Raw genomic sequence first — 18,704 nt, 5'->3', positions numbered from 1 at the left:
GTGCCTCCAGACAAGTGGACCAAAACGAGAACAGGTTATAGTTTTTAGGTCGCGGTTTCCAGCAGCACCACCTTCCCACCGCCAGCTGTCCCCACGGGAGTCCCGCCATGCACATCGCCCTCACGCCCGAGCAGCAGCGGCTCCGCGAGGAGCTGCGCGAGTACTTCACCGCCCTGGTCACCCCCGAGGTGCGCGCCGGCCTCGCATCGGCGACCGGCGAGTTCGGCGAGGCGGGCGTCTACAAGGACGTCATCCGCACCCTCGGGTCCGACGGCTGGCTCGGCATCGGCTGGCCGGAGGAGTACGGCGGGCAGGCTCGCTCGATGGTCGAGCAGCTGATCTTCACCGACGTCGCCGCCGTCGCCGGGGTGCCGATCCCCTACCTGACGCTGAACACCGTCGGGCCCACGATCATGCGCTACGGGACCGCGGAGCAGAAGGAGTACTTCCTGCCGCGCATCCTCGCGGGCGACCTGCACTTCTCCATCGGCTACTCCGAGCCGGGGTCCGGCACCGACCTCGCGTCCCTGAAGACCAGGGCGGTCCGCGAGGGTGACGAGTGGGTGATCAACGGCCAGAAGATGTGGACCTCCCTGATCCAGTACGCCGACTGGATCTGGCTCGCCTGCCGCACCGACCCCGACCTCCCCCGGCACAAGGGCCTGTCGATGATCCTGGTGCCCGCGGACGCTGCCGGCTTCTCCTACACCCCCGTGCACACGGTCGCCGGCGTGAGCACGAGTGCGACCTACTACGAGGACGTCCGGGTGCCGTACGGCAACCTGGTCGGCGAGCTCAACGGCGGCTGGTCGCTGATGACCAACCAGCTCAACCACGAGCGCGTCGCGCTCACCTCGTCCGCACCGCTCACCCACTCGATCGAGCTGGTGCGGCGCTGGGCCCAGGAGACGAAGAACCCCGATGGTCAACGGGTGATCGACGCCGAGTGGGTGCAGATCGCCCTCGGGCGGGCGCACGCGCGCACCGAGGCGCTCTCCCTGATCAACTGGAAGCTCGCGGCCGACGCCGACGCGGGGGTCGACCTGTCCCCCGCGGAGGCGTCGGCCACGAAGATCTACGGCTCCGAGCTGGCGACCGAGGTGTACCGGTCGCTGATGGAGATCGTCGGACCCAACGCCGGCGTGACCGGCGACTCCGAGGGCGCGGTGCTGGCGGGCCGGCTCGAGCGCTACCACCGCTCCGCACTGGTGATGACCTTCGGCGGCGGCACCAACGAGATCCAGCGCGACATCATCGGCTACGTCGGGCTCGGACTGCCCGCGACGAAGAGGTAGGACAGAGGGACGACCATGGACTTCACCTTCACCCCCGAGCAGGACGAGGCCGCCGCGCTCGCGGCCGGCATCCTGCGCGACCGCGCGACCACCGAGCGGCTGAAGGCCGTCGAGGCCGGCGGCGACCGCTTCGACCGCGACCTGTGGGCCGAGCTCGGCGCGGCGGGGCTGCTCGGCCTCGCGCTGCCGGAGCGGTACGACGGCGCCGGGCTCGGCCTGATCGAGCTGTGCCGCGTGCTCGTCGAGGTCGGCCGCACCGTGGCGCCGGTGCCACTAGTGGCGCACGGGCCCGCCGCGCGGCTGCTCGCCGAGTCCGGACCCACTGCGCTCCAGGAGCGGTGGCTGCCCGGTGCCGTGGCGGGTGCGCTCGTGCTGACCGCGGCGGTCGCCGAGGAGCGGGCGTTCGCACCGAGCCGGCCGACGACCGTGGCCACGCCCGACGGCGAGGGCTACCGGATCACCGGGAGCAAGGCGATCGTGCCGGCCGGGCCGTACGCCGACGCGTTCCTGGTGCCCGCCGAGACGCCGTCCGGCACCGGCGTCTTCCTGGTCGAGCCGGGCGACCCCGGGCTGACCGTGGTCGCCCAGACGTTCTCCGACCGGGACGGCGTGGCCCGCCTCGACCTGGACGGCGTCGCCGTCGGGTCGGACCGCGCGGTCGGCGCCGCCGACGGGTCGACCGACCGCCGGCTGCGCCACCTGCTGCTGCTCGCGGCGAGCGCCGAGCAGCTCGGCATCACCGAGGGGTCGCTCCGGCTCACCTCGTCGTACGCGAAGACGCGCGAGCAGTTCGGCCGGCCGATCGGGACCTTCCAGGCGGTCTCGCAGCGGCTGGCGGACGGCTACATCGACGTGCTCGGCCAGCGCCTGACGCTGTGGCAGGCGGCCTGGCGCCTCGAGGAGGGATTGCCGGCCGACAGCGAGGTCGCGATCGCGAAGCTGTGGGCGGCCGACGCCGGGCACCGGCTCGCGCACACCACCGTGCACGTGCACGGCGGCGTCGGCATCGACCTGGACGGCGAGGCGCACCGCTACTTCACGAGCGCCAAGCGCTTCGAGTTCCTCCACGGCGGGGCGACCGAGCAGGCGCTGGCCGTCGGACGAGCCCTGGCCGCCGAACCCGCCTGATCGCCGACTCGGGCTCTCCTGCTGAATGTGTGGGTGGGTTGAGCGTGCCGTAGACGGGCGCACGCCGCTCTCTGCCTAGGTTTTGGAGCTGTCTAGGAACCAGAACCGGCGTCAAGGAGAGCGGCGTGCGTGATGTCAGCCTATGGCGGTGCCTGCTCGGGCTCGAAGACACCGTGATCGAGGGTGTCGAGCTCGATCGCGATGAACGGGTGCTCGTGGTCGCTGTTCGGCCGATGGCGCGTCGCCGGGGCCGGTGTGGGCGGTGTCGCGCGCCGGCGGCCGGGTACGACGCTGGGCGCGGTCGGCGGCGGTGGCGTGCCCTGGATAGCGCCACTGTGCGGGTCTACCTGGAAGCCGACTCGCCACGGGTGCGGTGCCGCGCGCATGGCGTGGTCGTCGCGCACGTGCCCTGGGCTCGCCATCGAGCCCGGGCGACGCACGCGTTCGAGGATCAGGTCGCCTGGCTGGTCACCAAGACCTCGCTGTCCACGGTGGCTGAGCTGATGCGGGTGTCGTGGCGCACCGTGAGCGGGATCTTGACCCGGGTCTGGAACCAGATCGCCGCCCGGGTCGACTTGCTCGACGGGTTGACCCGGATCGGGATCGACGAGGTGTCCTGGCGCCGTCATCAGCGTTACCTGCTCGCGGTCGTCAATCACGACACCGGTCGTTTGGTGTGGGTCGGCAAGGGCAACACCACCGCGACCGTCCAGTCGTTCTTCGATGCCCTTGGGCCGCACCGGTGCGCACAGATCACCCACATCAGCGCCGACGCCGCGCCCTACATCGCCAAGTCGACGGCTAAGAACTGCCCGCAGGCGGTCCGGGTCGCCGATCCCTTCCACGTGGTGAAGTGGGCCAACGACGCCCTCGGCGAGGTCCGGCTCGAGGTCTGGCGCGAGACCCGTCGGATCGCCCGGGCCAACTCCCGCGGCCGCGGCCGCGCACCCGCCGACGTCCAGGAGGAGTTCCCCGCCTACCAGCGGCTGCGGATCTTGACCCGTTCGCGGTACGCGCTGTGGAAGAACCCCGAGAACCTCACCACCCACCAGCAGGCCCGACTGGACTGGATCGCCAAGACCGACCCCCGACTGTGGCGGGCCTACCAACTCAAGGAAGGCCTCCGCGCCGTCCTGCGACTGCCGGCCGCCGAAGCCCGCATCGCGATCGACGCCTGGTGCCGCTCGGCACGGCGATGTCGTATCGCCCAGTTTGTCGACCTCGCCCGCATGGTCGCCGAGCAACGCGGCCCGATCCTGGCCGCGATCGAGCACGGCCTCTCCAACGCGATCAGCGAATCGGTCAACACCCGCATCCGACTCCGCAACCGGATCGCGTTCGGCATCAAGGACCCCGACGCCCTGATCAGCCTCCTGATGCTCACCCTCAGCGGCCACACACCCGCACTACCGGGCCGAACATGACCCACACAAACGACAGGAGAGCCCGACTCGGCGCATCTTGCTCGCCCTGCAACCCCGAGTCGGCGCATCTTGTACGCCCCGGCGGGCAAGACGCGCCGACTCGACCCATCCAGCCGGGCAAGACGCGCCGACTCGACCCGGTCAGCCGTCCGGAGCCGGCGAGGGGGCGGAGTCGCTGTCGGTGAAGGCAGTGCCGCCACCGAAGCGGTCGCTGACCTGGCGCCCGTCCAGCACCCGGTACGGCGCGGACCCGCTCGCCGCCCGGGCCGCCAGCGCGTCGGTCGGCACCCGGCCCCGCGAGGCGACGACGACCAGGTTGCCGAGCCGGCGGGCCCGCAGGGTCGCCGGCTCGACGCCCAGGGCGACCGACCCGAACACCAGCCGAAGCCCGGCGACCACCCGCCGGGTCCACCCGAACGGCGCCCGGTCGGTGAGGTTGAGCACCAGCAGTCCCTCGGCACCGAGGACCCGGGCGACGTCCTCGAAGAACTCGACCGTCACCAGGTCCGCCGGCACCCGGCCGTCGGCGAAGGCGTCGAGGAGGACCAGCTCCGCGTAGGCGTCGCGGAGCGCGGCGACGCCCTGCCGGCCGTCGACCCCACGCACCTTGATCCCGCTGCGGCGCGGCAGCGGGAGCTCGCGGCGGACCAGCTCGGTGACCTCGCTCGCCGGCTCCAGCACGACCTGGGGTGAACCCGGCCGGGTGACGGCGACGTAGCGAGGCAGCGTCATCGCGGCCCCGCCGACGTGTACGACCCGCACCGGCGCCCCGGGCGGGGCGGCGGCGTCCACGACGTCGGCCATCCGGCGTACGTAGTCGAAGGCGAGCCGGGTCGGGTCGTCGAGGTCCACGTGCGACTGGCTCAGGCCGGACATGCGCAGCACGAACGACCCCGGTCGGTCGCCCGGCTCGATCTCGCACGCCTCCACGCCCGCACCGTACGATGCCGCGGTGCTCAGCGCCTCCGACCCGCTCCCCTACCGGCCGGAGCGGATCGCGGTCGTGGGGGTGTCCGGCTCCGGCAAGAGCACCCTCGCCCGTCGGGTCGCCGCCGTGCTCGACCTGCCGTACACCGAGATGGACGCCCTGTTCCACGGCGCCGGCTGGACCAGGCGACCCACGTTCGAGTCCGATCTGGCGGCGCTCCTCGCCGCGGGCCGGTGGGTGACCGAGTGGCAGTACGACGACGCGCGTCCACTGCTCACGGAGCGGGCCGACCTGATGGTCTGGCTGGATCTGCCGTTCCGGGTGACCCTGAGCCGGGTCGTACGCCGCACGGTCCGCCGCCGCGTGCGTCGCGAGGAGCTGTGGAACGGCAACCGGGAGGGCCCGCTGCTCCGGTTCTTCACCGACCGGGAGCACATCGTCCGATGGACGATCAGCACCCGGCACCTCTACGACGAGCGGGTCCGGGCGGTCGCCGCCGCCCGGCCGGACCTGCCGATCGTGCACCTGCGCAGCCGGCCCGAGGGCGACCGCTGGGTCCGAGAGGTGCTCGCGCCGTTAGCCTGACGGCCATGCGCGCACCCTCCGCCGACGTCGCGGCCCGCGCCGCGGCCCGCCTCGCCGACCTGGCCACCCCTCCCGGAGCGCTCGGCCGCCTCGGCGACCTCGGCGTCTGGCTCTCGGCCTGCCAGGGCGAGGTGCCGCCGCGCGAGCTCGCGCACGTCCGCCTGGTGATCTTCGCGGGCGACCACGGCATCGCGCGCCACGGCGTGTCGGCGTACCCGCCCGCGATCACCGCCGCCATGGTGCGGACCTTCGTCGCCGGCCGCGCGGGCGTCAACGCGCTCGCGGGTGCGCACGGGGTCGCCGTCCGGGTCCTCGACCTGGGCGTCGACGACGACCTGGCCGACGTGCCGGACGACGTACGCCGGTTCAAGGTGCGGCGCTCCTCGGGCGCGATCCACCTGGAGGACGCGCTCACCGCCGAGGAGACCCGGACCGCGCTCGACGCCGGCGCCACGGTCGCCCGCGAGGAGATCGCCGCCGGGGCGCAGCTGCTGCTCAGCGGCGACATGGGGATCGGCAACACCACGCCGGCGGCGGCCCTGGTGGCGGCCGGTCTCGGGCTCCCGGCCAGTGAGGTCACCGGGCGCGGCACCGGCATCGACGTGCCCACCCTCGCGCACAAGCAGGCCCTCATCGACCGGGCCCTGCGCCGCGCCGGAACCCGCGTCGACGACCCGGTCGAGGCGCTCGCGGCGCTCGGCAGCGCCGACCTCGCCGCCAGCACCGGCTACCTGCTCGAGGCCGCGCGTCAGGGCGTTCCAGCTGTCCTCGACGGGCTGATGGCGGTCGCGTGCGCGCTCACGGCCGACCGGATCGATCCGGGTGCGTCGACCTGGTACGCCGCCGGCCACCGCTCCACGGAACCGGCCCAGTCCCTTGCCCTGGCCAAGCTCGGTCTCGAGCCGGCCCTCGACCTCGGGCTGCGGCTCGGCGAGGGCAGCGGTGCGGTCGCGGCAGTGCCGGTGCTGCGCAGTGCGGTCGCCCTGCTGCGCGACGTGGGCCTGCTCAGCGAGCTCGATGCGTGACGCCTGGCGGTTCGCGGTCGGGACCCTGACCGCCCTGCCGGTGCGCCCACCGACGCGGGTGGACCGGGACACGGCTCGTCGCGCGATGCTGCTGGCCCCCCTCGCGGCGCTCCCCCTCGGGCTGCTCGTCGCGGCGGTCCTGGCCGCCGGGCGGGCGGTCGAGCTGCCGCCACTCGCCGTGGGCCTGCTGGCGGTCGGTGCCCTGGCCGCGAGCTCGCGCGCGCTGCACTGGGACGGGCTCTCCGACACGGTGGACGGCCTCGCGGCGTCGTACGACCCGGCCCGCTCCCTCGCCGTGATGCGGTCGGGCACCAGCGGTCCGGCCGGCGTCCTGGCGACCGTGGTCGTGGCCGGGGTGCAGGCGGCCGCCCTCGCGACGCTGCTGGACCAGCCCCTCCTGGCGGGCGCGCTGGTCTGCCTGTCCCGGTGCGCGCTCTGGATCGTGTGCTGCACGCGGGTGCCGGCGGCGCGCGCGGACGGCCTCGGCGCCGACGTCGCGCGCACCGTCCCCCTGCCGGTCGCGGTCCTCGGCGGCCTGCTGCTGTCGGCGGTCGGCGGGCTGGTCGTGCTGGTGCTCGTCCGCCGCACCGTACGACGGTTCGGCGGCGTCACCGGCGACGTCATGGGTGCCGCGGTCGAGCTGGCGCTCGCGGCCACGCTGCTCGCCTGGGCGGCGCGCTAACGCCGCGTCCCAGAAGTTCTTGGGCGCTTCGCGCCCACATGGCACGCACCTCGCTGCGTTGCCGACGCTTGCGAGACGAGTGGGTATGGCGGCGCGCCGGCGCGTTGCGATGCACACACCCTGAGAACGCCAACCGTTCAACAACTTCCAAGACGCGACGCTAGAGGACGAGGACCCGGCCCGCGACGACGAGGTGCACCTCGTCGCAGGCCGGGCCGAACCGCTGGTTGACGACCCCGAGGAGGTCCCGGAACAGGCGGCCGGAGCGGTGCTCGGGGACCACGCCGAGACCGACCTCGTTGGTGACCAGCACCACGGGCCCGTCCGGACGCCCGGCCAGCACCGTCAGCGCCTCGCTCACCCGGGCGTCGACGTACGCCGCCACTGCGTCGGACTCGGCCTCCCAGAGCCCGGCCTCGTCGACTTGCCGGGTCAGCCAGGTGCCGAGGCAGTCCACCAGCACCGGGCCGGGGGTGCGCAGCGCTGCGGCGAGGTCGCCGGTCTCGAGTGTGGTCCAGGTGGCCGGCCGGCGGGCGCGGTGGGCGGCGACCCGAGCGGCCCAGTCGGCGTCGTCCTGGGCCGGACCCGGGGCGACGTAGGTGACGGCGGGCTCGGCACGCACCAGGGCCTCGGCGTGCGTGGACTTGCCGGACCGGACCCCACCGGTGACCAGGACCTTCACCGGTCAGCGCCCGGCGGCAGGACCGGCAGGCCGTCGGGTACGCCCTCGGAGGCGAGGGCGGCGATCGCGGCGACGTCGAGGTGCTCCTCGACGAGGTCGGCGAGCAGCTCCATCCGCCCCTCCCGTGCCGCCGCGAAGCTCACCCCGGAAGGCTCCCACACGTGACCGGTCAGCCGCGCGACCTCGGTCAGGAACGCCGTGCGGAAGGCGTCGCCCTCGAGGCTGCCGTGCCACATCGTGCCGAGCACGTGGCCCTCCCGGGCCCCGCCGAGGAACTCCTCGGCGCCGGCGCCCCGCGTGACCCTCCCGTGGTGGATCTCGTAGCCAGCGGTCGAGGCGCCGAGCGCGAGACCCCGGGAGAGCCGGAGCACCTTCACCGCGGAGAAGTCGGTGCGTACGTCGAGCAGCGCCAGCCCCTCGACCTCGGCGCCGGGCTGCCCCTCGACGCCGCCCGGATCCGAGACGGACCGGCCGAGCATCTGGAAGCCCCCGCAGATCCCGAGCACCGGGCGACCGGCAGCGGCGTGCGCGTGGACGGCTCGGTCCAGCCCCCGCTCGCGCAGCCAGGCGAGGTCCGCGATGGTCGCACGGGTCCCGGGCAGCACGACCAGGTCGGCGTCCGAGAGGGCTCGCGGGTCGGTGGCGAAGACGACGTCGAGGCTGGGCTCGATCCCGAGCGCGTCGACGTCGGTCACGTTGCTGATCCGCGGCAGCCGCACGACCGCGACCTTGAGCGCCGCCCGGCCGTCGCGCGCCTGCCGGCCGGCGACGGCGAGGGTGTCCTCGGAGTCCATCCAGAGGTCGGGGTGCCACGGCAGCACGCCGTACACCGGCCGGCCGGTGAGCCGGGCGACCTCCTCGAGCCCGGGTCGCAGCAGGTCGAGGTCGCCGCGGAACTTGTTGACGACGAACCCCGCGAGCAGCCGCTGGTCGGCGGGCTCGAGCAGCGCCACGGTGCCGAACATGGCCGCCAGCAGGCCGCCCCGGTCGATGTCGCCGACGACCACCGTCGGCAGGCCGGCGTGCCGCGCGAGCCCCATGTTCACGAAGTCGCCGGACCGCAGGTTGATCTCGGCTGGACTGCCGGCGCCCTCCGCGACGACGACGTCGTAGCGCGACGCCAGGTCGTCGAAGGCGGCGTACGCCGCAGCCGCCAGGGGCTCCCGGCCCTCGGCGAAGTCGTCCGCGCCCAGCGTGCCGCCGGGACGACCCATCACGACGACGTGGCTGCGCAGGTCACTGCCCGGCTTGAGCAGCACCGGGTTCATCGCCGCCTCGGGCTCGGCGTTCGCGGCCACGGCCTGCACCCACTGCGCCCGGCCGATCTCCGCGCCGTCCGCGCAGACCATCGAGTTGTTCGACATGTTCTGCGCCTTGAACGGCGCGACGTGCACACCCGCGCGCGCCAGCGAGCGGCACAGTCCAGTGGTGACGACGCTCTTGCCGGCGTCCGAGCTCGTGCCCGCGACCAGGATCCCGCTCATGGGCAGCCCAGCATAGGAAGCCCGGCAGCATCGGCTGCCGGCGGGTCCCTGGCCGCGGGTGTCGGACGGACGGCCCGCGTCAGCGGGCCATGTAGCCGCCGTCGATGTAGAGCTCGAGCCCGGTGACGAACGCGGCGTCGTCGCTGGCCAGGTAGGCCACGCCGGCCGCGATGTCCTCGGGGCGGCCCAGGCGGGCCATCGGCGTCAGCTGCACCATGCCGTCCCAGATCGGGGTGTCGCGGGACTGCTCGAGGATCGGCGTGGCGATGAAGCCGGGGTGGATGGAGTTGACCCGGACACCCTCGGTCGCCCAGTGCAGCGCGACGTTCTTCGTCAGCGTGCGCACCGCACCCTTGGCGGCGTGGTAGGCCGGTGAGACGCCGAAGCCACCGCTGGTGCCGAAGATCGAGCTGATGTTGACGACCGAGGCGTGCTCCGAGCGCTTGAGGTACGGCGCGCCGATCTTCATGCCCAGGAAGACACCGGTCTGGTCGATGGCGACCGTGCGGTCCCACTCGGCCAGGGTGGTCTCCTCGATCGGCTTGATGTCACCCATGCCCGCGTTGTTGACGAGGATGTCGACACCTCCGAACTCCTCGGCCGCCTTGGCGAACGCGGCCTCCCAGTCGGCCTCACTCGTGACGTCGTGCCGCATGAACGCGGCGCGCCCGCCGGCCTCCTCGAGCTCCTTGACCGTGGCCTCGCCGGCCTCGACCTGGATGTCGGTGACCAGCACCGCCGCGCCCTCCTCGGCGAGCCGCTGGGCGGTCACCTTGCCGATGCCGCTCGCCGCGCCGGTGACGATCGCGACGCGACCTTCCAGTCTCCTCATGTCCTGCACCCTTCTGTGAGTTCGGTACTTCGATGTCGAACGGGGCCGGTCGCCGTCGACCGGTGTGCTCAGTGCGCGGTCTGGCCCGCGTCGGCCGTCACGACGGTCCCGGTGGTGAACGACGCCAGGTCACTGGCCAGGAACAGGACGGTGCCGGCGATCTCCTCCGGCGCGGCCGCCCGGTGGAAGCCGTTGCTCGCGGCCACCGCGTCCCAGATCTCGGCGTCCTCCTGCCAGACCTTGGTCATCGGCGTGTCGACCAGGCCGGGCGCCAGGGCGTTCACCCGGACGCCGGCCGCGGCGTAGTCGATCGCGGCCGCGCGGGTGAGCCCGACGACGCCGTGCTTGGCGGCGACGTACGGTGCCATGCCGGGGTCGGCGATCACGCCCGCGACCGAGGCCGTGTTGATGATGGAGCCACCGCCGGCGGCGGCCATGTGCTCGATCTCGTACTTGAGCGCGAGGAACACGCCCTTGAGGTCGACGGCGATGGTCCGGTCGAAGTCGTCCTCGCTCTGCTCGGCGAGGGGCCCGGTGGGCGGCAGGATGCCGGCGTTGTTGAACGCCACGTGCAGCCCGCCGTAGGTGTCGACCGTGGTGCGGACCAGCTGCTGGACGTCGGCCGCTGAGGTGACGTCGGTGCGGACGAACAGGGCCGTGCCCCCCGACTCCTCGATCAGGCGGACGGTCTCGGCCGCCCGGTCGTCGACGTCTCCGACGACGACCCGCGCGCCCTGCTGGGCGAAGGCCAGCGCCGTGGCCCGCCCGATGCCGGTCGCGCCTCCCGTGATCAGGACGACCTTGCCGGTGAAATCGAGCAGCTCGGACATGGCGTGCTCCTTTCCAGAGCCGTAGGCAATATAGTTGACATGTCAACCATATTGCAAGCGCGTCCATTCCCCGGTCGAGACCGGCACCGAAGGATGCTCAGGGCCTCGTCCTGCTCCCTGGCGGCTTCTTCCCCGGGCCCGTCGTCGGGGTCCGGTCCGACGGTCAGGTGACCGCGCCGACCAGCATCGAGGCGGCCGTGACCAGCAGGCCGCCGATGACCAGCGGACGCAGCCGGGCGGCCGGGATCTTGTGGAAGACCGCGTCGCCGAGCCGCCAGCCGACCGGCAGCCCCACGACGCCGGACGCGGTCAGCAGCGCGACCTCGCCGTCGACGTACCCGAGCACGAGGAAGGCGACGACCGCCACCACGTCCTGGGCCGCGAACACCCCCTGGAGGGTGGCCCGGTAGCGCCGCGGCTCCCGGTCCAGCAGCGCCATCACCAGCGGCGGCCCGTTCATGCCGGTCGAGGTCAGCAGCGCGCCGCTGACCAGGCCGGCGACCGGTAGGCCGCGAGCGCCGATCCGGGCGCCACTCGCCACCAGCAGCACCATGACCAACATGGCGCCCGCGATCCACGCCTGCAGCCGCGACTCGTCGGCGAGGCCGAGGAGCACCAGCCCGACCGGCATCCCCACGATGCCGGTCACCGTCAGGGTCCGCGCCGCGGGACCGTCCAGGTGCGACCGTTCCCGCCAGGCCGCGCCACTCGTGAGCACCAGGCTCATCGCGGTGGCGGCGACCACCGCGGCGATCGGGTGCACCACCAGCGCCAGCAGCGGTACGGCGACCAGCGCCGAGCCGAATCCGGTGATCGCCTGTGCCATCGCTGCCACCACGAACACCACCGCCGCGACGCCGGCGACCAGCAGCAGGTCGGTCACAGACGGATGCTACGGCCGCGACGCAGGGGTGACCTCGGACAGGTCAGCTGCCGTCGGTCTTGTTCATCCACGACGGCGGCGGCGGCGGGGGTGCCGGCGTCGCGGCCGCTGGGGTCCCGGCCGGCTCCGAGGACGCGGGCGGGGTCATCCCGCCCGGCGGCGGGGGCACCGTCCCGGCCGGCGGCGGGGCCGCGGCCGGCGGCGGCGTGGTCTGTAGCACCAGGGGCGGCAACGTCCCCGCCCTCTCGTGCTCGTTCAGCGCGCCCAGGAGCCGCTCCCGCTCGCCCTCCGGCACGGGCCGGCCCGCAGCCTCGAGGTAGGCGACCACGCCGAGGTCGCGCAGGAGCCGCTCCGGCGAGACCGCCGCTCCGGGGCCGCCGAGACCGGAGTTCGACAGCGCCGTGTCCGCCTTCGCGGCGAGCTCGTTGGCCGCCGCCTTCGCCTTGTCCAAGAACCCCATTCCACTGCCCTCCCTGTGCTCTTCGTCGCCGTGCTCCCGTTCGGCAGCGTACGCCGTCCGACGCTCGTAGAGTCCGGAACAGGAGGACGCCGGCGGGAGCCGACGGCACCGGGAGGAGCCGAGATGCCACTGCACGGAACGCTGTTGGAGGAGTTCAGGGAGAAGTCGTCGACCGACCCGTTCTCCCTGCAGAACAAGAAGCTGCTGAAGATCGACATGGGCTACGGTCCGGTCTGGGCCAAGACGGGCTCGATGGTCGCCTACCAAGGCGATGTCCGGTTCGAGAACAAGGGCTCGGGTGGCCTGGGCAAGATGCTGAAGCAGGCGGTGACCGGCGAGGGCGTCGACATGATGCAGTGCACCGGCAGCGGTGAGCTGTTCGTGGCCGACTTCGCCGCCGACGTCCAGGTGCTCTACCTGGAGAACGACCTGGTGTCGGTGAACGGATCCAGCGTGCTGGCCTTCTCCTCCTCCATCGAGTGGGAGATCCACCGGGTCCAGGCCCGCGGCGCGGTGATGACCGGCGGGCTCTACAACGTGTCGCTGCGCGGCACCGGCTACGTCGCCGTCACCACCAGCGGCGAGCCCGTGGCACTCGACGTCGCGAGCGCGCCGACGTTCGCCGACGCACAGGCGGTCGTGCTGTGGACCTCCGGGGTGTCCATGGACATCCGGGTCGACACCGGGGGCGTGAAGTCCCTGGTGCGCGGGGGCACGGGCGAGACGTTCCAGATGGCGTTCGGCGGTCAGGGGTACGTCGTCGTCCAGCCGAGCGAGTCCGTGATCACCGGCGGCCACCAGGCGGCCACGGGCAAGAGCAGCGGCGGGGGGCTCGGCGGGCTGCTCGGCGGCTGAGCTGCCCGCTCCGATGCCCCACCGACCGGTCAGTCCCGAACCGGATCGGGCGCGTCGACCTGTGCCCAGCGCGCCAGGGCCTCGTGGAGCTCCTTGTGCCCAACGGTTTGGTCAGGAAGTCGTCCATGCCGGCCGCCAGGCAGGTCGCGCGCTCGGCCGCGACGGCCGTGGCCACCGGCGAGCTCCTCCGCGACCTGATCATCGACCCCCGCAAGGACTACCAGCCCACCGGCGCACCACCGGACCCCACCCCGAAATAGAACAAGCCCGGACCTACCTTCCGTAGGTCCGGGCGATTCCGATGTCTTGAGACATCACACGGTCGGGCTGACAGGATTTGAACCTGCGACCCCTTGACCCCCAGTCAAGTGCGCTACCAAGCTGCGCCACAGCCCGAACACCCGCATGGTCGCGATGCAGCGACCACCGAGCGGCGTGAACACTACCGCAGCCCGGCCGGACTGGCGGAATCGGGTCGTGTGCCTCAGCACGCGCTATGGCGCGTCGTGGGGCACACGACCCGCGACGCCCCCGGCCTGGGCGAGGACCACGAGCCTGCGCATGGCCCGACGCTGACCCGCGGGCTACCGCTTGCGCTTCTCCCGCGGCCGCTGCTGCAGCACGATCGGCGTGCCCACGAACCCGAACTCCTCGCGCAGGCGACGCTCGATGAACCGCTCGTAGGCGGCGTCCAGCTTGCCGCTCGTGAACAGGATGAAGGTCGGCGGCGCGGTCGAGGCCTGGGTCCCGAACAGGATCTTCGGCTGCTTGCCGCTGCGCACCGGGTGGGGGTGCTCGGCGACCAGGCGGCCGAGGAAGCCGTTGAGCGCGCCGGTCGAGACGCGGGTCTCCCAGCCCTCCAGGGCCTTCTCCAGCGCCGGGACGAGCCGGTCGACGTGCCACCCGGTCCGGGCGGTGATGTTGATCCGCGGGGCCCACTGCACCTGGACGAGGTCGCGCTCGATCTCACGGTCGAGGTAGTAGCGGCGCTCCTCGTCGACGAGGTCCCACTTGTTGAAGGCGATGACGAGCGCGCGGCCGGCCTCGCGGACGGTCTGGATGATCCGGACGTCCTGCTCGGAGATCGACTCCCCGCCGTCGACGACCAGGACCGCGACCTCGGCCCGGTCGATCGCCGTCGCGGTGCGCAGCGAGGCGTAGTACTCGTGCCCGGAGGCCTCCTTGACCCGCTTGCGGATGCCCGCGGTGTCGATGAACCGCCAGGTCTTGCCGCCGAGCTCGATCAGCTCGTCGACCGGGTCGACGGTGGTGCCGGCGACGTTGTCGACCACGGCCCGCTCCTCGCCGGCGAGCTTGTTGAGCAGGGAGGACTTGCCGACGTTGGGCTTGCCGACGATCGCGATCCGCCGCGGCCCGCCGGGCTCCGGCTCACGCTCGGGAGGCGGCTCGGGAAGCGCCGCCAGCACGGCGTCGAGCAGGTCGCCCGAGCCACGACCGTGCAGCGCGGACACGGCGTACGGCTCGCCGAGCCCGAGGTTCCACAGCCCGTAGGCCTCCGCCTCGGTGCGCTGGTCGTCGACCTTGTTCGCGGCCAGCACGACCGGCTTCGCGGACTTCCGCAGGATCCGCACGACGGCCTCGTCGGCGTCGGTGATCCCAACGGTCGCATCGACCACGAACAGCACGGCGTCGGCCAGGCTGACCGCGACCTCCGCCTGCCCGGCGATCCGCTCGGCCAGGCCGCGGGCGTCCGGATCCCAGCCGCCGGTGTCGACGACGGTGAACGCGCGGCCGTTCCAGCTCGCGTCGTAGGAGACGCGGTCGCGGGTCACACCGGGGACGTCCTCGACGACTGCCTCGCGGCGGCCGATGATCCGGTTCACCAGCGTCGACTTCCCGACGTTGGGTCGGCCGACGACCGCGAGGACGGGGACGGGTCCGGCGGCCTCGGGGACGGTCTCCGCAGCGGTCTCCGGGGCGCCCTCGGGGGCACCCTCGAGCTCGGTCATGGTGCTCCTTGGTCGGTGACCCCGGTGGCGGGGTCTGGGTCTACGTCGGTCACGGGCAGCGGACCCGGCAGCTCCCGGCCGGTCGACGTGCGCGCGCGGTCCAGCTGGACCAGCATGTGCTCCCGCAGCAACAACGAGAACTTCTCGACTTGTTCCCGGGTCCGCGGCCACGGCACCGGGTCGATGCGGTAGGCCTCCCCGAAAACCAGGTCGATCCGGGCCCGCCGGGCTGGCAGCGAGTTGTGGTGGGCGCCGGGCTCGCGGCTCCCGAGCATCGTGACCGGTACGACCGGTGCGCCGGACACCAGCGCGAGGTAGGCCGCACCCCGGTGGAACCGCTCGAGGTCGCCCGCGCCGCGGCTGCCCTCGGGGTAGATGCCGACCGCGCCCCCGTCGCGCAGCACCTTCAGGCACGTCTTCACCGCGGCGGGATCGGTGTGGAACCGGTCCAGCGGGATCTGGCCGGACTGCACGAGGAAGCGCCCGAGCAGGCCACGGAACATCTCGATCTTGGTCAGCGCGTGCGCCGGGCGGGGCGCGAAGATGGCCAGCAGCGGCCCGTCGACGATCCCGACGTGGTTGGAGGCGTAGATCACTCCCCCGTGGCGCGGCACGTGCCGGGGCTCGTGCACGCGCACGTCGTACCACCGCCGGATCAACCAGCGCGCCAGCGGGCGCAGCGGCGAGTACAGGGCGTAGCGGGGCGCGCCCCGGGCGGTGTCGCTGCGCGGCAGCTCACGGTGGGCGGAGACGTCCTTCATCGAGGCCTCATCGGGTCGTCCTCACGCCCGCGCCGCGGCCTGCTCGGCGAGCTCGACGACCAGGTCGATGACCTCGTCGAGGGAGTACGGCGTGGTGTCGATGTGCACCGCACCGTCGGCCATCACGAGGGGCGCCGTGGCCCGGCCCGAGTCGATCCGGTCGCGCGCGAGCAGGGACTCCTGGGTGGCCGCCAGGTCCGCCCCGCCCTGCTCGGCGGCACGGCGGACGGCCCGCGCCTCGGGGTCCGCGCTGAGGTAGACCTTGACCGGCGCGCTGGGGACGACCACCGAGCCGATGTCGCGACCCTCGACCACGATGCCGCCGGTGCGGGTGTGCAGGGCGATCACCGCGCGCTGCAGGTCGAGCAGCTGACGGCGCACCTCGGGGACGGCACTGACCGCGGAGACGGCGGCATTGACGGCGTCGCCGCGGATCGCCACGGCCACGTCGGTCCCGTCGACGGTGATCGTCGGGTCCTCGGGGTCGGTGCCGGACACGATGGTGGGTGCACCGCACCGAGCGGCGACCGCGGCGGGGTCGTGGACGTCCACGCCCTCGCGCAGCAGCCACCAGGTCATCGCGCGGAACATCGCGCCGGTGTCGAGATAGCTCAGCCCGAGCCGTCTGGCGACACCGCGCGAGGTGCTGGACTTGCCCGACCCGGACGTGCCGTCGATGGCGATCACGAGACCGGGAGCGGGCGGGCGCGGGGTGTGGTTCACGGGGCTGCAGCCTACCGGTGAGTCACCCATCCACGGGACTCGAGAGACGTCAGGAGGTGCTCGGCCCGGGTCTCGTCGACGACCAGCTCGACCAGGCCGACCGGCCGGCCCGGGTCGTGGTCGATGTGCACGTCCTCGATGTTGACCCCGCTCGCGCCGGCGTCGGCGAACAGCCGGGCCAGCTCGCCGGGGTGGTCGGGGACGGACACGAACACCGAGCGCATCGGGCGGACCGGCTCGCCGTGCTTGCCGGGGATGGCGCGGGTGCCGGCGACGCCGCGGGCCAGCACGGTCTCCAGCGCGGTCCGGTCGTCGGCGGCCACGGCGTCGATGACGGCGTCGAGCTGCGCACGGACCTCGGCGAGCAGCCCGAGCACCGCCTGCGCGTTCGCCGACACGATCTGGCCGTAGAGCGCCGGGCTCCCGGCAGCCACCCGGGTGACGTCTCGCACTCCCTGCCCGGACAGCGCCAGGTGCTGCTCGGGCGCGTCGGCCAGGCGGCCCGCCACCAGGGCCGCGAGCAGGTGCGGGACGTGCGAGGTGCGCGCGACCGCCTTGTCGTGCTCCTCCGGGCTCAAGCGGACCGGGACGGCGCCGCAGCGGGTCGCCAGCGCCTCCACCAGGCGTACGGCGGGCGGCTCGTTCCCCTCGTGCGGCGTGATCGCCCACGGGCGGCCGTCGAAGAGCGCGGGCGTGGCGGCAAGCGGCCCGGAGCGCTCCGAGCCCGCCATCGGGTGCCCGCCGACGTACCGCCGCACTGCCTCCGACCCGACCGCCCGCTCGACCTGCGCCGGAAGGCCGGACTTCACGCTGCCCACGTCGGTCACGACGGCGTCCGGACGGTCCCGCAGCGCCTGCGCCACCACCGCGCCGAGGGCGTCGGGCGGCACGGCCACCACGACCAGCTGCGGTCGGTCCGCGGCCGTGCTCGGCCGGCCCGCGCCCAGCCCGGAGGCCGTGCGGAGGTGCTCGCTGGACGCGTCCGAGAGGACCACCTCGATCCCGGCCCGCGAGCAGGCGAGGCCGATGGAGGTCCCGAGCAGCCCGGTGCCGACGATCTCGACCGGGCCGGTCAGGACCGGCTGGTCGTCACTCATCGTCGGGTACCGACCTGACCCGGGTGAGGTCCGTACGCAGCGCCGCAGCACCGTGCAGGTAGACGTGCGTGATGTCGGACCGCGGCAGGTCGGTCTCGACGTGCGCCAGCATCCGGACCACGCGGGGCATCGAGCCGGCGATCTCGAGCTCCCGCGCACAGATCAGCGGCACGTCGCCGAACCCGAGCCTCCGGGCGGCGTACGCGGGGAACTCCGAGACCAGGTCGGAGGTCGCGGTGAAGATCACCGAGATGAAGTCGTCGACCTCCAGGCCGTTCGCCGTCATCACGTCGACCACCATCTCGGCGACCCGCTCGAGCATGTGGTCGCGCACGTCCGCGTCGAGCTGGGTCGCTCCTCGCACTGCCCTGAATGCCACGCGCCCAGGCTAGTGGCCACCACCGTCCGGTTGCGGACCGGCCGGCTCTCCGGTCTCGGTGTCGACGCTACCCGCCCGCGCCGACACCCCCGTCGACCCGCTCGGGCCGCGATCAGCGCGCGGCCGTCTCGAGCGCGAAGATCCGCAGCCGCCGTCCGGTGATCCGGCCCTGGTACTTCCGGTAGCCCGCATAGAGTCGTTCGGCGCGCCCGAGCAGCTCCTCGGCCTCCTCGCCGACGAGCGGTCGCGCCAGCACGTCCACCGTCCGGTCGCGGTAGCTCAGGCGGGCGTGCGGGTCGGCTTCCAGGTTGAGCACCCAGGTCGGGGTCGAGGCCTGGCCGAAGTTGGTGCCGAGGACGGCCAGCGCCTCGCCGTGCGGCACCGCGATCAGGTGTGCCGTCCGCGGCTGGCCGCTGCGCCTCCCGGTCGTCGTCAGGTCGACCACCGGGAGCCCGGCCAGCAGGCTCGGCAGGGTGTGCCGGTGCCGGGTGAGCCGCTGCACCACCGTGTCGAGCGGCGGCAGGATCCGGGAGAACAGCCACGCCCCGGGACGGGATGCACCGAACGCCTGGACCGCGCGCTGCACGGGGTTCGCCGGTCTCGGCTGATAGGAGAGGTCGGTGGCCACGCTCATACGACGACGCTAGCGACCGCGGCACCGGCCCGGAGCCGAACCGGCGA

Annotated in this window: 21 protein-coding genes and 1 tRNA gene; 8 read left to right on the top strand and 14 right to left on the bottom strand. The window is 73.2% G+C overall.

Annotated elements, in window-relative coordinates:
* The first annotated feature begins 107 nt into the window (after nt 1–107).
* The 3 genes from NOCA_RS14235 (at nt 108) to NOCA_RS14225 (ending at nt 3,847) form a co-directional block, all read left to right on the top strand.
* A complete protein-coding gene (locus tag NOCA_RS14235; RefSeq protein ID WP_011755961.1) occupies nt 108–1,295 on the top strand; it encodes an acyl-CoA dehydrogenase family protein in 1,188 nt (395 codons plus the stop codon).
* A 15-nt stretch (nt 1,296–1,310) separates the two neighbouring features.
* Nucleotides 1,311–2,423: an acyl-CoA dehydrogenase family protein gene (locus NOCA_RS14230; RefSeq protein WP_011755960.1), complete on the top strand. Its 1,113-nt coding sequence runs from the start codon at nt 1,311–1,313 to the stop codon at nt 2,421–2,423.
* Between the two features lie 125 nt (nt 2,424–2,548).
* Entirely contained in the window at nt 2,549–3,847 is a 1,299-nt protein-coding gene (locus tag NOCA_RS14225) for an ISL3 family transposase (protein WP_011755226.1), read from the top strand.
* Nucleotides 3,848–3,988: 141 nt separating this feature from the next.
* Here NOCA_RS14225 and NOCA_RS14220 read toward each other — a convergent pair whose 3' ends face one another.
* Entirely contained in the window at nt 3,989–4,777 is a 789-nt protein-coding gene (locus NOCA_RS14220) for a spermidine synthase (protein ID WP_011755959.1), read from the bottom strand.
* Nucleotides 4,778–4,799: 22 nt separating this feature from the next.
* On the opposite strand from NOCA_RS14220, the gene NOCA_RS14215 reads away from it, so the two are divergent.
* From NOCA_RS14215 to NOCA_RS14205, 3 genes are read left to right on the top strand one after another with little or no spacing between them, the layout of a single operon-like run.
* Nucleotides 4,800–5,360: an ATPase AAA gene (locus NOCA_RS14215; protein ID WP_011755958.1), complete on the top strand. Its 561-nt coding sequence runs from the start codon at nt 4,800–4,802 to the stop codon at nt 5,358–5,360.
* 5 nt (nt 5,361–5,365) lie between these two features.
* Nucleotides 5,366–6,385, top strand: a complete 1,020-nt coding sequence (cobT, locus tag NOCA_RS14210) for a nicotinate-nucleotide--dimethylbenzimidazole phosphoribosyltransferase (RefSeq protein ID WP_011755957.1) — start codon at nt 5,366–5,368, stop codon at nt 6,383–6,385.
* Nucleotides 6,378–7,067, top strand: a complete 690-nt coding sequence (locus NOCA_RS14205) for an adenosylcobinamide-GDP ribazoletransferase (protein ID WP_011755956.1) — start codon at nt 6,378–6,380, stop codon at nt 7,065–7,067. The genes cobT and NOCA_RS14205 overlap by 8 nt, the downstream gene beginning before the upstream one ends.
* A 160-nt stretch (nt 7,068–7,227) precedes the next feature.
* On the opposite strand, the gene NOCA_RS14200 is transcribed toward NOCA_RS14205, so the two are convergent.
* The 6 genes from NOCA_RS14200 to NOCA_RS14175 form a co-directional block, all read right to left on the bottom strand.
* Nucleotides 7,228–7,749, bottom strand: coding sequence for a bifunctional adenosylcobinamide kinase/adenosylcobinamide-phosphate guanylyltransferase (locus tag NOCA_RS14200; protein ID WP_011755955.1), 522 nt, complete (start codon nt 7,747–7,749; stop codon nt 7,228–7,230).
* Nucleotides 7,746–9,233, bottom strand: a complete 1,488-nt coding sequence (locus tag NOCA_RS14195) for a cobyric acid synthase (RefSeq protein WP_011755954.1) — start codon at nt 9,231–9,233, stop codon at nt 7,746–7,748. The genes NOCA_RS14200 and NOCA_RS14195 overlap by 4 nt, the downstream gene beginning before the upstream one ends.
* Nucleotides 9,234–9,312: 79 nt before the next feature.
* Complete coding sequence (locus NOCA_RS14190; protein WP_011755953.1) at nt 9,313–10,065, bottom strand: SDR family NAD(P)-dependent oxidoreductase; 753 nt, start codon at nt 10,063–10,065, stop codon at nt 9,313–9,315.
* Nucleotides 10,066–10,133: 68 nt separating this feature from the next.
* Complete coding sequence (locus NOCA_RS14185; protein WP_011755952.1) at nt 10,134–10,895, bottom strand: SDR family NAD(P)-dependent oxidoreductase; 762 nt, start codon at nt 10,893–10,895, stop codon at nt 10,134–10,136.
* Between the two features lie 163 nt (nt 10,896–11,058).
* Nucleotides 11,059–11,778, bottom strand: a complete 720-nt coding sequence (locus tag NOCA_RS14180; RefSeq protein WP_011755951.1) for a sulfite exporter TauE/SafE family protein — start codon at nt 11,776–11,778, stop codon at nt 11,059–11,061.
* Nucleotides 11,779–11,821: 43 nt separating this feature from the next.
* Nucleotides 11,822–12,238 (bottom strand): hypothetical protein, encoded by a 417-nt coding sequence (locus NOCA_RS14175; protein ID WP_011755950.1) that lies wholly within the window; start codon nt 12,236–12,238, stop codon nt 11,822–11,824.
* Nucleotides 12,239–12,361: 123 nt separating this feature from the next.
* Between NOCA_RS14175 and NOCA_RS14170 the strand changes: the two genes are divergently transcribed.
* Both NOCA_RS14170 and NOCA_RS28465 read left to right on the top strand, forming a co-directional pair.
* Complete coding sequence (locus NOCA_RS14170) at nt 12,362–13,093, top strand: AIM24 family protein (RefSeq protein WP_011755949.1); 732 nt, start codon at nt 12,362–12,364, stop codon at nt 13,091–13,093.
* Between the two features lie 125 nt (nt 13,094–13,218).
* Nucleotides 13,219–13,353, top strand: a complete 135-nt coding sequence (locus NOCA_RS28465; RefSeq protein WP_274378258.1) for a hypothetical protein — start codon at nt 13,219–13,221, stop codon at nt 13,351–13,353.
* Nucleotides 13,354–13,415: 62 nt separating this feature from the next.
* Here the strand turns inward: NOCA_RS28465 and NOCA_RS14165 are convergent.
* The 7 genes from NOCA_RS14165 to NOCA_RS14135 form a co-directional block, all read right to left on the bottom strand.
* Nucleotides 13,416–13,489, bottom strand: a tRNA-Pro gene (locus NOCA_RS14165).
* A 188-nt stretch (nt 13,490–13,677) separates the two neighbouring features.
* The gene (gene der, locus NOCA_RS14160; protein ID WP_011755948.1) at nt 13,678–15,063 is read right to left on the bottom strand and encodes a ribosome biogenesis GTPase Der; all 1,386 of its coding nucleotides are present in this window, start codon (nt 15,061–15,063) and stop codon (nt 13,678–13,680) included.
* Nucleotides 15,060–15,824: a lysophospholipid acyltransferase family protein gene (locus tag NOCA_RS14155; RefSeq protein ID WP_011755947.1), complete on the bottom strand. Its 765-nt coding sequence runs from the start codon at nt 15,822–15,824 to the stop codon at nt 15,060–15,062. Before NOCA_RS14155 ends, der begins: the two co-directional genes overlap by 4 nt.
* Before the next feature lie 21 nt (nt 15,825–15,845).
* Nucleotides 15,846–16,547: a (d)CMP kinase gene (gene cmk, locus NOCA_RS14150; protein ID WP_041546550.1), complete on the bottom strand. Its 702-nt coding sequence runs from the start codon at nt 16,545–16,547 to the stop codon at nt 15,846–15,848.
* An 11-nt stretch (nt 16,548–16,558) separates the two neighbouring features.
* Nucleotides 16,559–17,644 (bottom strand): prephenate dehydrogenase, encoded by a 1,086-nt coding sequence (locus NOCA_RS14145; protein WP_011755945.1) that lies wholly within the window; start codon nt 17,642–17,644, stop codon nt 16,559–16,561.
* Complete coding sequence (gene aroH, locus NOCA_RS14140; protein WP_011755944.1) at nt 17,637–18,023, bottom strand: chorismate mutase; 387 nt, start codon at nt 18,021–18,023, stop codon at nt 17,637–17,639. The genes NOCA_RS14145 and aroH overlap by 8 nt, the downstream gene beginning before the upstream one ends.
* 112 nt (nt 18,024–18,135) lie before the next feature.
* Nucleotides 18,136–18,657 carry a nitroreductase family deazaflavin-dependent oxidoreductase gene (locus tag NOCA_RS14135; protein WP_011755943.1) on the bottom strand — a complete coding sequence of 174 codons (522 nt, stop codon included), beginning with the start codon at nt 18,655–18,657 and terminating at the stop codon, nt 18,136–18,138.
* Between the last annotated feature and the right edge of the window lie 47 nt (nt 18,658–18,704).

Origin of the sequence: Nocardioides sp. JS614 (assembly GCF_000015265.1) — a bacterium.
Taxonomy (GTDB): domain Bacteria; phylum Actinomycetota; class Actinomycetes; order Propionibacteriales; family Nocardioidaceae; genus Nocardioides.
The sequence above is the reverse complement of the archived record's forward strand: the minus strand, read 5'-3'. Positions and strand labels throughout refer to the sequence as shown.